The sequence below is a fragment of the Acinetobacter sp. YH01005 genome (assembly GCF_013420465.1).
Classification (GTDB): Bacteria; Pseudomonadota; Gammaproteobacteria; order Pseudomonadales; family Moraxellaceae; genus Acinetobacter; species Acinetobacter amyesii.
The window spans coordinates 105,555-121,106 of record NZ_VOYA01000008.1; the positions used below are offsets into that span (position 1 = coordinate 105,555).

The window sequence follows — 15,552 nt, forward strand, 5'->3', positions numbered from 1 at the left end:
ATCCACACAAAATTGATTTGATGATTTTGTGCGGGAGCGTGCAACTTTAAAAAAGTACTTTGTCAAAGACGCTGACAAAGCCTGTAGAAAAGGAAAGTACAATGCCAATATACAATGCGCCGTTAAAGGACATGGACTTCATCTTAAATGATGTATTCAATGCAGATGAGTTCTGGCAGTCAAATGAAAACTTAGCTCATATTGATATGGCGACTGCAAATGCCATTTTAGAAGAAATGGCTAAGTTTTCTAAAAACGTTATTCTAGACTTGAACCGTACTGCAGATGAAGAAGGTGGTGCGCAGTTTAGTAATGGTGTTGTTACTACGCCTACAGGGTTTAAAGACGCTTTTAAACAATTCGCCGAAGGTGGTTGGGTTGGTTTAGGCGCTTCTGAAGAATGGGGCGGCCAAAACATGCCGAAAATGTTGACAGTACTTGCTGACGAAATGATTTGGAGTACCAATCCATCATTTATGTTGTATCCACTACTGACTGTGGGTGCAGGTATGGCGATTAATGACCGTGCTTCGCAAGAGCAAAAAGAAACCTATCTTCCAAAATTTTATACGGGTGAATGGTCAGGCACTATGTGTTTAACTGAACCACATTCAGGGACTGATTTGGGGATCATTAAAACCAAAGCAGAGCCGAATGAAGATGGTTCATTTAACATTACAGGCACTAAAATTTTCATCACCAGTGGTGAACATGATCTGTGTGAAAACATCATCCATCTTGTGTTAGCAAAAACGCCAAATGCACCTGCGGGTTCACGTGGTATTTCATTGTTTATCGTTCCAAAATTTCATGTCAATGCCGATGGCTCAGTCGGTGAACGTAATGCTGTTTCAGCGGGTTCAATTGAACACAAGATGGGTATTAAAGGTTCTGCAACGTGTGTTATGAACTTTGATGGTGCCAAAGGTTATATCGTTGGTAAAGAAAACGAAGGTCTTGCGGCGATGTTTGTCATGATGAACTATGAACGTTTATCGATGGGTATCCAAGGGATTGGCGCTGCAGAATTTGCTTACCAAAATGCTGCACAGTATGCGACTGATCGTCTACAAGGTCGTTCTGCGACAGGTGTGAAATCTCCTGAAAAACCAGCAGACTCTATTTTAGTACATGGTGATGTACGTCGTATGTTGTTGAATGTACGCGCCAACAACGAAGCATCTCGTGCATTTGCTGTGTATGTTGGCCAGCAACTGGATATTACAAAATATTCAACTGACGAAGCTGCAGTGAAAAAAGCCAATGACCGCGTGGCTTTATTGACACCTATTGCAAAAGCCTACCTAACAGATACAGCCCTACAAGCTACTTTAGAAGCGCAAATGTGCTTTGGTGGTCATGGCTATATCCGTGAATGGGGTATGGAGCAATGCATTCGTGACTTACGTATTTCACAGATTTACGAAGGCACAAATGGCGTACAAGCGATTGATTTAATTGGACGCAAAACCACGAAATGTAATGGTGCATTTATTGCCGAATACATTACTGAAATTCGTGACTTTGCTGCAACCATGGCTGATTCAAAAGTTAAATCTGCAGCATTGCAAGTTTCTGACGAAGTTGAAGCATTAACGCAATTCATTGTAGAACAATCTAAGGCCACCCCAGACTTTAGCAGTTCGGTGGCAGTCGATTACCTGCACGCTGTTGGTTTACTCAGCTTCGTTTATATGTTTGCACGTATTAGCAAAGCTGCGGCTGCAAAACCAGAGAGCTTCTACCAAAACAAACTGGTACTCGCAGATTTCTATGTTGAGAAAGTTCTACCTGACCTTGCTGCCCGTGCTCAACGCATTAAAGCAGGTTCTGAACTTATCATGCAGCTATCTGAAGAATACTTCACCGCTCAATCTTAAGGTTTCATCGAAACCACTGTGAAAAACATTAAGATGGAAAATCTGAGGAACCAGTCATGGTTCCTTGGGGTTAAAAGATTTAAAACAGGATGAAATAAGAAATGATTGTAATTGTAGATGGCGTACGTACAGCGATGGGTGGTTTTCAGGGTTCACTTTCATCTTGTACAGCCCCAGACTTAGGTGCTGCAGCGATTCAAGCTGTTGTTGCACGTGCAGGTTTAGAACCTACAGATATTGACGAAGTTATTTTTGGCTGTGTATTACCGGCTGGTCTTAAACAAGGTCCTGCACGCCAAGCGATGCGTCAAGCAGGCTTACCAGATACAACGGGTGCCACCACGATTAATAAAATCTGTGGTTCAGGCATGAAGGCGGTGATGCAAGCAGCTGATGCGATTAAAGCCGGTTCTGCCAATATTGTGGTTGCTGGTGGTATGGAGTCGATGTCAAATGCGCCATATTTACTTGAAAAAGCGCGTTCAGGCTATCGTATGGGTCATGGTAAAACCACTGATCACATGTTCCAAGAAGGCTTAGAAGATGCTGAGACAGGTTTATCGATGGGTATTCTGGCACAAGATATGGCAGATAAAAAAGGCTATACCCGTGAACAGCAAGATGCTTTTGCCATCAACTCACTCAATAAAGCCGTTGCAGCGATTCAAGGTGGTTTCTTTAAAAATGAAATCGTGCCGGTTACTGTTAAAAGCCGTAAAGGTGACGTCGTTGTTGACACGGATGAACAGCCTTTAAGTGCTAAGCCTGAAAAAATCCCTACACTGCGTCCTGCATTCAAAAAAGACGGTACGATCACAGCTGCCAATGCCAGCTCAATTTCTGACGGTGCATCAGCTTTGGTGGTTACATCAGAAGAAACGGCCCAAGCACGTGGTTTAACACCACTGGCAAAAGTCGTTGCTTATGCCACAAATTCACAGCATCCGTCAGAGTTCACGATTGCTCCAGTCGGTGCTATTGAGAAAGTGCTTGCACAAGCCGGTTGGGATGCACAAGAGGTTGACCTGTGGGAAGTCAATGAAGCATTTGCCATGGTTACAATGCTGGCGATTGATGGATTTAACTTAGATGAAGCAAAAGTGAACATTCATGGTGGTGCTTGCTCACTTGGTCACCCACTAGGTTCATCAGGTTCACGTATTATTGTGACGCTGATTCATGCTTTAAAACGCACTGGCGGTAAAAAAGGTGTCGCAGCACTGTGTATTGGTGGCGGTGAAGCAACTGCAATTGCGGTTGAACTGATTTAATTTGCCTCAATTTATATAAGTAAGCTTTTAGATAAGTACGTTTTTAGATAAGCAATAACAAACGCTATCTCAGTTCGCTGGGATGGCGAAAAAAGATGTTTATTTTGAGATATTTATTTTTTGAGATTTAATTATGAATGGTTTAGATCGCATTCGCTTACTCTCCCTTCGCGACAAAGTAATGTCTGCTGAAAAAGCGATTGAGTTAATTCAAGATGGTTCAGTGGTTGGTTTAAGTGGTTTTGGTGGTGCAGGTGAGGCAAAGACGGTTCCATTGGCACTTGCAGATCATGCAGTTTCACATCCTCTTCGTATCACGTTGGCAACGGGTGCTAGTTTAGGAAATAGTATCGATGGTCGCCTCAATGCGGCGCATGCGATAGAACGTCGTTATCCGTATCAGGCAGATCCTGGTTTACGTAAAGCCATTAACGCTGGCGAGGTCATGTATATTGACCAACACTTGTCTGAAATGGCTGACAATATTCGTCATCATAATTTACCGCGCATTAATGTGGCCGTTATTGCAGCGACTGCAATTACCGAAGATGGTCAAATTATTCCGACAGGTTCATGTGGTAACTCAGCCAATTTCATTGAAATGGCAGATCATGTGATTATTGAAATTGATAATACGATTAACCCAGTGCTCGAAGGTGTACATGATATTTATGTGCCGAAAGCGCGACCAAACCGTGGGCCAATTCCACTGACTCAGGTCGGTGAACGTATTGGTACAATTGGGATCAATGTCAGCCCCGATAAGATTTCAGCTATTGTGTTGAATGATCTGCCAGATACCCAGTTTAAAATGGATGAACCTGATGCTGAAACCCTAGCGATTGCTCAGCATTTGATTGATTTCTTCGAAGGTGAAGTGGCAGCAGGGCGTTTGCCTGAAAATTTAGGCCCGCTACAGTCAGGTGTAGGTTCCATTGCCAATGCTGTATTTGCAGGTTTTGAGCATTCAAATTTCCATGATTTGGAAATGTATTCAGAAGTACTACAAGACTGTACCTTCCAGCTAATTGATTCTGGAAAAATGAATTTTGCTTCAGGCTGTTCAATGACGCTGTCTGAGCCGTGTGCACAGCATGTAATGAATAATTTTGATCAGTACAAAGACAAAATTGTGTTACGTCCACAAGAGCTATCCAATAACCCTGAAATCATTCGACGTTTAGGCATTATCGCGATTAATACGGCGCTTGAGTTTGATATTTATGGAAATGTAAATTCGACCCATGTGACGGGTACGAAAATGATGAACGGTATCGGCGGTTCAGGAGATTTTACTCGTCATGCACACATTGCCATTTTCGTAACCAAGTCGATTGCAAAAGGCGGTGCAATTTCATCGGTCGTGCCAATGGTGAGCCATACCGACCATACTGACCATGACGTTGATATCGTGGTTACAGAGCAGGGCTTGGCAGATTTACGTGGTCTTTCACCACGTGAGCGTGCACGTAAAGTCATTGAAATCTGTGCGCATCCAGATTATCGCGCAGCATTGTTGAGCTACTTTGAACGCGCATGTGAGCGTGGTGGTCAAACGCCGCATATTTTAAAAGAGGCTTTATCTTGGCATGCCACTTTTGAAGAAACCGGTTCAATGCGTCAAATCGTATAAACCTAAAGATTGAAAATTTTTAAATAAGCCCACGATCAAGTGGGCTTATTTATTATGAAAGACTACAAATGTTTCAAAACATGACAAAAGAAAAACAGCAGCACTTGGTTTGAAACTTTTGCATAACACGAACGGTCTTAAGTTATCTTCAAGGCTTTCTATAATGCAAAACTCATTGACAAAGAAGGTCAGTATTTTGAAAAAGATTCAATTATTTTCTGCGATGTTGCTCGCAGTTCTCCTCACGGCATGTAAACAAAGCCCAGCGCCTGATTATGCTGGAACATGGCAAAATACCGCAGTAGATCCGCAGCTTGAAAATGCGTTGATTATTAGTAAAAATGGTGAAAACTATTTTATTACCAATACTTTAAAAGATAAACAAAGTGGTAAATCTGAAAAGAAAAATCCTGTACCTGCGTCTGTTGCTGAATCTGGGTTACTGGCTGTAAACTCTGGGACAGGTGCTGTTGAATTTGCGATTGACGAAAAAACTGGAAATTTAGTTGGGTCTGGATCCATTTATAAAAAAGTAAAATAGATCAATTATCTATAGATGCAAAAATATCAAAAGCAGCCTCTAAGTTGGGCTGCTTTTTAACTTTTAAGCGAACGTTTATTTACTTTAACTTAGTTCAGAACCGAAGAGAAATCATGGATAAAATAATCCGCTTTATTTTTGATTTGCTCAATTTCGTGCTCTGAATATGCATCATACACGGCAACCACTTCAATGCCTGCTGCATTTGCAGCTTCTACACCAATGAGTGAATCTTCAAAAATTAAACATTCTTCAGGTCGAACTGCAAAATGTTCAATCGCCTGTAAATAGACTTCAGGATGCGGCTTAATATTTTTGACACTTTCACGGGTCAGGATCAGATCAAAGCTATTTTCAAAATGCAGCATTGGATAGATGTTAATATTTTTTTGATATCGATAAATATTTTGCAAGCTGGTCGTGGTGGTAATTGCCACCTGAATGCCTTGCTGAATGAGCTGTTGAACAAATAACGCTGCATGTGGTTTAAGCAAGATGATATGTTCTAAAAAATGCTGTGAAATGGCATATCGTTGCTGTTTGATTTGATCTGCTGTGTGTTGTTCAATCTTATAAGTATCTTTTAGATAGTTACAATACATTAAGTAAGGGTCTGGTGTGTTTTTAAATAATTGCAGCTGAATGTCACGTTCACGTTGAATTAAACCCAGTTGGATGGTTTGTCCAGTTAACTGTTGAATCAAATCTGCGTCGACCTGATTCCACACGCCAACAGAGTCGATAAGTGTGCCATCTAAATCAAAACAAACCAGTTTTTTTCCTTGAAGCATGTTGATATCCAAATTCGTGCTGGGTCTATTATGCGGACTGATTGGAGTGTTGAAAAGCTGAACTCAACTGAGCAGGCTAAACTGGCGTTTCATCTGCAATAAAAGTAATATTTCGTTATTGGCTTTTTGTATAATTCAGCAGATGATGCACAGCATAACTTGCAATATTTAATTAGGGACTAAATCTTTCGTGTTTGAATTGGACTGTAAACTTCTTAGCATTTTTTTTCATGTTTATAAGTACAAAAATGTGTCGCAAGCTGCTGAACACTTGCAAATGAGTCAGCCTACAGTCAGTAATATTTTAAATAAAATACGACAGCATTATAACGACCCCTTATTTTTACGTATCGGCAATGAAATGGTGCCTACGGAGTTATCGCGTCAATTATTTCCTTTAGTCAGCGAAGCCTTGAGTAAAGTTGAAGCCATTAATAATTTTACGATTAATTTTGATCAAGCTATTTCAGATCAACAATTTACTTTGGCCATGACCGATGTTTCGCATTTGGTTTTATTGCCTAAAATCAGCCAATATCTAAAAAAACACGCGCCACAAATACGTCTGAATGTACGCCCGATTACCACTGAAACCAGTTATCAGATGGCGAATGGTGAAATTGATTTAGCACTGGGGTTTTTACCGCATTTGGAAAGCGGCTTTTATCAGCAAAAATTGTTTGAGCAATATTATGTGGTGATTGCAGCTAAGGATCATCCACGATTAACGGGTGACACTATTACAACTGAGCAATATTTGTCAGAGTCGCATATTGATATTGATGCAGGGATGGGGCACTACCATATTGAAAATGAGCTGCTTAACCTTGATTTAAAACGTGATATTTTGATGCGTTTACCTAGTTATTTAGGTGTAGGCTTAGTCGTGCAAGACACTGATGCGATTGCTACTGTGCCGTATTACTTGAGTGAAGTATTGCTTTCGCGCGGCAACTTAAAAATATTTGACGCACCGATTGCATTTCCAACCTATGGCGTGAAGCAATATTGGCATATGTCTTGCCATCATAAAACCAGCCATCAATGGCTACGTCATATGTTCCATGAGATATTGGTAAAATAATTTTTATGCATTACATAAAGCCCAAAAATGATTTTGGGCTTTTTTTTTGCAATTTTTGCAGCAATTTTGTGCATGGGCTGCACCCGATTTGGTCATGCTATAGCTCAATACTATAAAAAAGTCTAATAAATAGCAGTATTACGTTTATATAAATTGGTAATACTAAATTGGCACAGCCTTTGCATTTCTACATACATCATAAAGTGATCTAGGGTTCCGATGCATTTATATGTATGACCGCGACCGAGAGTTCACGGCTTCGTTTTAATTCAAAGCAAAGCTGCACGGAGGGATAAAAGCCCGGGAGGTAAACAGTTAAGAATTAGGCAGAGGCTGCAATGAGCACAAAACATTATCATGACGATAAAGCACTATGGACTGAACTTTTACCGGGTGGACACCACTGGTCAGCGCGTATTCAGCGTGGCGCTGTATTACAGCTTAAATCGCTAGGGCAAAATGCCAATGTGGCGCTTTACTGTGTAAATAGTGAAGATAAGCTCGAACGCTACAACATGCCAGATAGCCTTAAAGGGCAGCACACGGCATATTTAAGTACAGGTCATATTTTGGCATCGGATTTAGGCCGTGCCATGATTTCGATTGTGAAAGATGATCACGCTTGGAATGATGCTTTTTGTGCACCAAGTACGGCATCGCAAATTGAAAAACAATACGGCAGCAAAACTTTCCAAGATGCCCGTAATGATATGTACCGTAATGGCAAAGATAGCTTATTGCTTGAAATGACCAAGTTTGGCTTATATGCAACTGACCTCAGCAGTACCTTAAATTTATTCTCTAAAGTTCAACCTGATGACAATGGCAACTTAAGTTATGTTGCTTCGGACAACACTGATCAAGTGATTGAACTTCGCTTTGAAATGGATTGTTTGGTCTTTTTATCTAGTGCACCACATGGATTATCTCAAGCAGAAGAATATAACCCTGCCGATGTACAACTAAGCTTATTTAAGGCATTGCCTTTGGCAGATACAGATGTTTGCCGTGATTCTTGCCCGCAAAATCAACGTGCTTTTCAAAATAATAAACGCTATTACGCTTTAACGGCTTGAGGGGAATGATCATGACTGCATTAGTAAATCCAACACAAAATTTTGAAAAATCAGTGTTAAGCGAAGTATGTCCTGCTGGCGAAGCATGGATGTGCGAAGTCAAAAAAGGGCAATATTTCCGTATCGTTGACCTCGAAGGCAATCAAGCGGTGGATACGCTATTTATCTCTAGCCAAAACCCTGAAGAGCGTTATAGCGCAACAGATACCTTAGCCATTAACCAACAGATTTATTTAGAAAAAGGCACAGCGCTATACACTAACTTTGGCAACAAAATTGCTACCATCCATGACGATAATTGTGGCCGTCATGACACCTTAGGCGGTGCATGTTCATGTGAAAGCAACACTGTTCGCTATGCACATGACAAATTTCCAATGCACAGTTGCCGTAATAATTTCATGATTGCTCTGTCGCAACATTCGATTGCCAAAAAACATGGCTTAAATGTGCGCCATATCGGTCCAAATATTAACTTCTTTATGAATGTGCCTGTGACAGCGGAGGGTCATCTTAAATTTGATGATGGTATTTCTGCACCGGGTAAATATGTCGAGATTAAAGCTGAAATGGATTTAATCGTCCTCATTTCCAATTGTCCACAACTGAATAACCCATGTAATGCCTATAACCCAACAAAAATTCAATTGATCATTCGTGAAGGTGAGGAGTAATATCATGTTTAATAAAGTCCTCATTGCCAACCGTGGTGCAATTGCTTGCCGTGTGATTCGTACACTTAAAAAATTAGGCATTCAATCTGTTGCTGTGTATTCAGAAGCAGACCGTGATTCTTTGCATGTGACCTTAGCTGATGAAGCTGTATTTATTGGTGATAGTCCTGCCAGCCAAAGCTATTTAAATGTCGATAAAATTTTAGAAGTTGCAAAGCAAACAGGTGCAGAAGCGATTCATCCCGGCTATGGCTTCTTGTCTGAAAATGCAGAATTTTGTGATCTGTGTGAAGCGCAAGGCATTGTATTTTTAGGGCCAGACTCAAAACAAATGAAATCCTTTGGCTTAAAACATACCGCGCGTCAACTCGCGATTCAAGCCAATGTACCACTTCTTCCGGGCAGTCAGCTTTTGGCAGATGAAGCTGAAGCACTGCTTGAAGCCAATCGTATTGGTTATCCTGTGATGCTGAAAAGTACCGCAGGCGGTGGCGGTATTGGTATGCGTTTGGTGTGGAATGAAGAAGAGTTGAAAGATGCTTATTCTACGGTTTCATATCTTGCCCAAGCCAACTTTAAAGATGCGGGTTTGTACCTTGAGAAATTTGTACAAAATGCACGTCATATCGAAGTGCAAATTTTTGGTGATGGCAAAGGCTTAGTCTTGGCACTTGGCGAGCGCGATTGTTCGGTACAGCGCCGTAATCAAAAAGTTGTGGAAGAAACCCCAGCACCACATATCAATGATGATCAACGTGCTTATATTCAATCGATTGCGATTGGGCTGATGCAGTCGGTAAATTACCGTTCGGCAGGTACAGTTGAGTTTGTGATGGATACCGACACACAGGAATTCTATTTCTTAGAAGTGAATACCCGCCTGCAAGTTGAACATGGTGTGACGGAGCAAGTCTTTGGTGTAGATCTTGTGGAATGGATGGTGACTTTAGGTAGTGGCGATTGGATTGCACCAACAGCAGAACTTGTATCTAAAGGTCATTCAATTCAAGTGCGTCTGTATGCCGAAGACCCAATCAAAAACTTCCAACCGAGTGCAGGGCTTTTAACGCATGTTGATTTTGATGCCAATGCGCGTAATGAAACTTGGGTTGAAACGGGTTCAAATGTATCGTCATTCTATGACCCGATGATTGCGAAAATCATTGTGACAGCGGATGATCGAGACTTGGCAATTGCTGCAATGACCGAAACACTCGGCAAAACATCGGTTGCAGGTATCGAAACCAATCTTGAATATCTACAAAATATTATCGACTGTGATGTATTTAAAGCTGGTACGCAAACCACACGATTCTTAAATACATTTGAGTGGAAAACCCAAAAAATTGAAGTGTTGCAATCAGGCATTCAAACTTCTGTGCAAGATGTCACAGGTCGTTTGGGCTACTGGGATGTCGGTGTGCCACCATCAGGTGCCATTGATCCACTATCACTGAATGTCGCAAACCAGTTACTTGGTAATGCCTATAACACTGCAGGCTTAGAATGTACGCTACAAGGTCCGACTTTAAAATTCCATTGTGACAGCCAAATCGTGCTTGCCGGGGGCGATATGCCATCAACACTAGATGGCGCTCAAGTTCCGATGTGGCAGAACGTGAATGTGCGTAAAGGTCAGGTGCTCAAATGTGGCAAAATTGCCACAGGTTGCCGCACCTATATCGGGATTAAAGGCGGTTTAAATGTACCTGAATATCTCGGCTCACAAGCAACCTTCACCTTGGGTCAGTTTGGTGGTCATGCTGGTCGTAATTTATTGATTGGAGATATGTTGCCAATCACGGCATTTACATCTGAACAAGTGACAGCACTTGCGCCTGAACAAGTGCCAACGTTTAGTCATGAATGGGAAATTGCGGTGATGTACGGCCCGCATGGTGCACCAGACTTCTTTACTAAAAAAGACATTGATACCTTCTTTGCCAATACTTTTGAGATTCACTTTAACTCAAGCCGTACAGGTATTCGTTTGATTGGTCCAAAACCTGAATGGGCACGTGAGGATGGTGGTGAAGCAGGTTTGCATCCATCAAATATTCATGACAATGCATACGCGATTGGTGCGATTGATTTCACGGGCGATATGCCGATTATCTTGGGTCCAGATGGTCCAAGTTTAGGAGGCTTTGTTTGTCCTGCCGTGGTGATTAATTCTGAGCTTTGGAAACTCGGTCAATTGAAAGCAGGAGACAAAGTCAAATTTATACCTGTGAGTTATCATCAAGCGAAACTTTTAAATGAAAAATATCATGCACAATTAGAAGCATCTGATACGCAGGTTGTGGCATTTGATGAGTCATTTTATCCTGAACTTTCCACCTTAAAAAATGCGGTGCTTGATACTTTAAAAGGTCAGAATGGTACGCCTGATGTGGTGTATCGTCCTGCCGGCAATAACTACATGTTGGTGGAATATGGTGAGTTAGTTTTAGATCTGAACTTACGTTTCCGTATTCATGCACTCATGCAATGGGTTCAAAAGCAAAATATCACAGGGATTATTGATCTCACACCGGGGATTCGTTCGCTACAAATCCATTTTGATTCGATCAAGCTTGATCAAATTGATTTACTTCGTTTACTGCAAGTCGCTGAAGCTGAATTGCCTGATGTGACCCAAATGCAAGTACCGTCACGGACTGTGTATTTACCACTCGCTTGGGAGGATTCACAAACCCAGCTAGCGACAGAGCGTTATATGCAAACAGTACGCCCAGATGCGCCATGGTGTCCTGACAATATTGAGTTTATCCGTCGTATTAATGGTTTAAAAGACAAACAAGCGGTCAAAGATGTGGTTTATGACGCGAGTTATTTGGTCATGGGTTTGGGCGATGTGTATTTAGGTGCACCTGTGGCAACACCTCTTGATCCTCGCCAGCGTTTAGTGACGACGAAATACAATCCTGCACGGACATGGACACCTGAAAATGCTGTCGGTATTGGCGGTGCGTATATGTGCGTGTACGGTATGGAAGGTCCGGGGGGCTATCAATTTGTGGGTCGTACCACGCAAATGTGGTCACGCTACCGTAAAAACCCTGATTTTGAACAAGGCATGCCGTGGTTACTACGCTTCTTTGACCAAATTAAGTTTTATGAAGTTTCAGAAGCTGAACTGATGCAGATGCGTGAGGACTTTAAAGCGGGTCGCTTAAAACTGCGTGTAGAAGAAGGCGTACTCAACTTAAAAGAATACAATGACTTCTTGACTGAAAATGCAGAATCAATCTCAGCATTTAAATCGGTACAACAAGCCAATTTTGATGAAGAACGTCGTCGTTGGCATGAAGCTGGGCTTGCAGAGTATGTTTCTGAAAGCTTAGATGCTGTGATAGATGATAGTGATGTTCAAATTCCTGAAGGTGGTTGTGCGGTGGAATCACACATGCCGGGAAGTATTTGGAAAATTGAATGCAAGTCAGGTGATATTGTGGAAGAAGGTGCAACGCTTGTGGTGATTGAAGCGATGAAGATTGAAATTCCGATTATTGCGCCTGAACGTATGATGGTTTCTGAAATTACCATTGAAAAAGGGCAAACAGTGAAAACGGGGCAGGTGTTGTTTACTTTAGCTCCAGTGGCTTAAAGATATAAAGTAGAAAAGTTTGTTTAGCAGAATTTATTATTCATTAGACGTCTAAAGTAAACGACCTATATACCTAAGCACTTGTTATAAATATTATTGTTTATAACAAGTGCTTTAAGCTATTTTGTTGATTTTAAATTATTCACTTTTAGGATAAATGCAAATAAAAGCGGTGCGGTAAAAATACAAAGTGCAATAATACTAATGCTGTTGCCATAAGGTTGAGCAAATACAAACAGTGCTATGAGCAAACATAGGCTTGCTACTAATTTGGTTAATAGTGGAGAACGAGCCATCCAAGCCAGCTGAGTTTTTTGGGTGTGTACTAAACGTTTTGCACTCACTTGATAAAAGCACCAAAGCGCAATGACAATCAACATAAAACCAAAAATCAAATGCATGTTTAGATGTTCTCCAGTACAGCCTGCTGTTTACGTTTAATTTTATCTACGGCCCTTTGTTGAATGGGCACAATATTTTGATGTAAAAATAAGGCCAACAGTCCAAAAATTAAAATCATGAGATCTACTCTCAAAAAGGTCCAATATTGAGCCCATGAATGGATGTAGCCATGTGAAATTAAATAGTAAATATTAATGATCGGTAGCAGCAGGGCGCCAAGAATAAAAATTTTAAGCTGCATTTTCCAAAGCATGCGTTGTGGCATAACTAAGCTTGTAATTAAACTACTAAGCCAAATGCCAAAAAATGCGTAAACTTCATAAGTTGCGACACTGCTATGACCTTGCATCACTCGGTTTGCATATAAGTAGGCCAGCATAGACAGCGGGAGCCCAAGAATAGCCGCAATATTGAGACGGTTCACTACATAGTGGCCCAGATGAAAACTTTCCGATTTCCTTTGCATTTGTCGTTTTAAACTCCACAGCAAAAGGCCTGAAGCAATCATGGCACAGCCTAAAATGCCAGAAAAGAAAAAGCCCAAACGTAATGCAGGCTGAGCAAACTTTGCCATATGTAGCCCATATACACCTGCATTGAGTGTTGCGATGGCACTGGTATTCCGTGTTGAGCCCAACATTTTGCCATTGGCAGCATTAAAGGTTATTTGCGCTTGATTTCGAGTAATTGATTGATCTTTCAATTCGGTAATGGTGAGCCGCGATTGGGTAGTATTGGGTTGTTGGATAGTTATATTTTCAATAGCCGAATTTCCCCACTGCTGCCGTGCTGTATTTAAAAAATAATGAATTGACTTCATCTCTGCTTTATTTATTGTAGTTTGATGAGGCATAGTTACTGTGGTACGAATTTCTTCAAAATATTGAAATGGATTATCTGGATAGATTTTTTTCATACCAGATGGCAACAAAACATAGAAAAAAATGGCTAAACCAGTAAAAGTTATAGTCAAAAAAAAGGGAAGTGCGACAACAGCAGAAACATTATGAAAATCTAAATATGATCGTTGTCCTTTAAAGGCTCTTAAAGTGAAAAAATCGGTCAATATTTTTTTATGCGTTATCACTCCTGAAATGAGCGTAATCAGCATAATAAACGCCGCGATGGTCGTAATCAGCCTGCCAATATAATAGGGCACACCGTAGAGCTGAAAGTGAAAACTGTAAAAGAAATCTCCGCCTTGAGTTGTAGATGCGGCCATTTCTTTACCTGTGGCTGCATCTAAGGTTTTACTGTCATATCCGCCATCTGCCTTTTGCCAGTAAATTTTATTCACGGGCATGCTTTGATTTGCAACCCCGATGTACCAACTTTTAGCATCAGGCGCATTTTTTTGCAGATAGCTGACTGCAGTTTCAACAGCAGTTTGCTGATTAACTTGCATACTTGCAAATTGTGGTTGCATCCATAGACTGATTTCTTGGCGGTAATATGTGACGGATCCTGTTAAAAAAATCGCAAATAACAGCCAGCCAAAGAGCAGTCCAATCCATGAATGAAGCCATGCCATCGATTGGCGTACAGATTTATGCATGAATTAGCCTATGGAATGGTCAAGTAAAAATAGCCCGAATAAAAAAGCGATGCTGATAACAGAAAAGCGTTTGATATGTGGTGTACAAAATGCACAGATGACGAAGCAGGTATAAAAAATGAATGCGCAAAAACCTGCAAGAAATACCGATTCTGCTTTAGGTAAAAATGTGCTGAACAATTGGGTTAAATTCAGCGCCACTAATGCGCAGCACAAGAAGCCTATGCCAAAGGTCAGCAATAGCCGGTAAAGAAGGATGAGTGGCTGGGGAACAGAGATCATGCTGAGTCGTTTTAATTTACTTGATGTGAAAACAGATTGATCCTGCAAGCCTAAACGAGAGGATCAATCAGGCAATTATTGGCCGAACTTACTGAATAAAACTTAGAGTTGTGACCAAATACTGCTTGCTGTAATTTTGCTGATTAAATTTTCCTACTTTGTCAGACTCTTTGCTGACTTCAATTACATATTGGCCTTTCCAAGGCGTATCTATGGTGATTTGGCCTTGAGAATTGGCAGTATATTTCTTTTGCCAAAATTGAGGGGAAAATACAGTCAGTTCCAGTCCAGCTGCAGGTTTGCCTTGATAAAATACAGCGAATGTATTGCTGTTGGCTTGAACAGGAACAATATCCAGTTCAGAAACTGCTTTTAAATCTGATCTTCCCGCTTTCGCATGGTAAGAGAGCAGTGCTTCACCATACATCAGTTCACTGCTGAGTTTTACATCAGCCGCGCCTTTGGAGGCATAGGCAAGATGATCGGACTGAACCTTGGCCTTGAGCTTCTGTTTATTTTGCTCTGCCACGGCTGAATTAAATGATTTGAGAGATGTATCTTGTGTTTCTTTCACCTGTTCGCTGTATTCGCCAAAGTAGGCGCGGGTTTGATCATCTGCATCGCGTTCCAGCCAAAGCATATGCGCTTGTGCGGAGAGTGTGAATGTGAGACCAGTGCAAAGCGCAAAGATTTTTTTCATGATTCATCCTGCAATATTGAAAATCTGTGGACGGCCTTAAGGCAAATACTTAA

The 15,552-nt window shown here is 41.2% G+C and carries 13 protein-coding genes and 1 riboswitch; of the genes, 9 read left to right on the forward strand and 4 right to left on the reverse strand.

Going from position 1 to position 15,552, the window contains the following annotated elements; genetic code table 11:
- The first annotated feature begins 101 nt into the window (after positions 1–101).
- From FTT72_RS07700 to FTT72_RS07715, 4 genes are all read left to right on the forward strand, one after another.
- Positions 102–1,880: an acyl-CoA dehydrogenase C-terminal domain-containing protein gene (locus FTT72_RS07700; RefSeq protein WP_180178146.1), complete on the forward strand. Its 1,779-nt coding sequence runs from the start codon at positions 102–104 to the stop codon at positions 1,878–1,880.
- Positions 1,881–1,981: 101 nt separating this feature from the next.
- Complete coding sequence (locus tag FTT72_RS07705) at positions 1,982–3,151, forward strand: thiolase family protein (protein ID WP_078193795.1); 1,170 nt, start codon at positions 1,982–1,984, stop codon at positions 3,149–3,151.
- Between the two features lie 133 nt (positions 3,152–3,284).
- Positions 3,285–4,784 carry a succinate CoA transferase gene (locus tag FTT72_RS07710; protein WP_171262652.1) on the forward strand — a complete coding sequence of 500 codons (1,500 nt, stop codon included), beginning with the start codon at positions 3,285–3,287 and terminating at the stop codon, positions 4,782–4,784.
- A gap of 223 nt (positions 4,785–5,007) precedes the next feature.
- Entirely contained in the window at positions 5,008–5,325 is a 318-nt protein-coding gene (locus tag FTT72_RS07715) for a hypothetical protein (RefSeq protein WP_373685855.1), read from the forward strand.
- Between the two features lie 89 nt (positions 5,326–5,414).
- Here the strand turns inward: FTT72_RS07715 and FTT72_RS07720 are convergent, their stop codons facing one another.
- On the reverse strand, positions 5,415–6,116 hold the full coding sequence (locus FTT72_RS07720; RefSeq protein ID WP_180041495.1) for an HAD family phosphatase: 702 nt from the start codon (positions 6,114–6,116) through the stop codon (positions 5,415–5,417).
- Positions 6,117–6,306: 190 nt separating this feature from the next.
- On the opposite strand from FTT72_RS07720, the gene FTT72_RS07725 reads away from it, so the two are divergent.
- The 4 genes from FTT72_RS07725 (at position 6,307) to uca (ending at position 12,560) form a co-directional block, all read left to right on the forward strand.
- Positions 6,307–7,200, forward strand: coding sequence for a LysR substrate-binding domain-containing protein (locus FTT72_RS07725; RefSeq protein WP_078190935.1), 894 nt, complete (start codon positions 6,307–6,309; stop codon positions 7,198–7,200).
- A 197-nt stretch (positions 7,201–7,397) separates the two neighbouring features.
- Positions 7,398–7,509, forward strand: a riboswitch (guanidine-I (ykkC/yxkD leader).
- A 29-nt stretch (positions 7,510–7,538) separates the two neighbouring features.
- Complete coding sequence (locus tag FTT72_RS07730; RefSeq protein WP_120363689.1) at positions 7,539–8,276, forward strand: urea amidolyase associated protein UAAP1; 738 nt, start codon at positions 7,539–7,541, stop codon at positions 8,274–8,276.
- 11 nt (positions 8,277–8,287) lie between these two features.
- Positions 8,288–8,950 (forward strand): urea amidolyase associated protein UAAP2, encoded by a 663-nt coding sequence (locus FTT72_RS07735; protein ID WP_120363690.1) that lies wholly within the window; start codon positions 8,288–8,290, stop codon positions 8,948–8,950.
- 4 nt (positions 8,951–8,954) lie between these two features.
- On the forward strand, positions 8,955–12,560 hold the full coding sequence (gene uca, locus FTT72_RS07740; protein WP_180178147.1) for an urea carboxylase: 3,606 nt from the start codon (positions 8,955–8,957) through the stop codon (positions 12,558–12,560).
- 119 nt (positions 12,561–12,679) lie between these two features.
- On the opposite strand, the gene FTT72_RS07745 is transcribed toward uca, so the two are convergent.
- The gene (locus tag FTT72_RS07745) at positions 12,680–12,961 is read right to left on the reverse strand and encodes a hypothetical protein (protein ID WP_180088355.1); all 282 of its coding nucleotides are present in this window, start codon (positions 12,959–12,961) and stop codon (positions 12,680–12,682) included.
- A gap of 2 nt (positions 12,962–12,963) precedes the next feature.
- Positions 12,964–14,517 carry a PepSY domain-containing protein gene (locus FTT72_RS07750; protein ID WP_180115603.1) on the reverse strand — a complete coding sequence of 518 codons (1,554 nt, stop codon included), beginning with the start codon at positions 14,515–14,517 and terminating at the stop codon, positions 12,964–12,966.
- A gap of 118 nt (positions 14,518–14,635) precedes the next feature.
- Between FTT72_RS07750 and FTT72_RS16285 the strand changes: the two genes are divergently transcribed.
- On the forward strand, positions 14,636–14,767 hold the full coding sequence (locus FTT72_RS16285; RefSeq protein WP_257220934.1) for a hypothetical protein: 132 nt from the start codon (positions 14,636–14,638) through the stop codon (positions 14,765–14,767).
- 120 nt (positions 14,768–14,887) lie between these two features.
- On the opposite strand, the gene FTT72_RS07755 is transcribed toward FTT72_RS16285, so the two are convergent.
- On the reverse strand, positions 14,888–15,499 hold the full coding sequence (locus FTT72_RS07755) for a DUF4198 domain-containing protein (RefSeq protein WP_180088351.1): 612 nt from the start codon (positions 15,497–15,499) through the stop codon (positions 14,888–14,890).
- Positions 15,500–15,552: the final 53 nt, after the last annotated feature.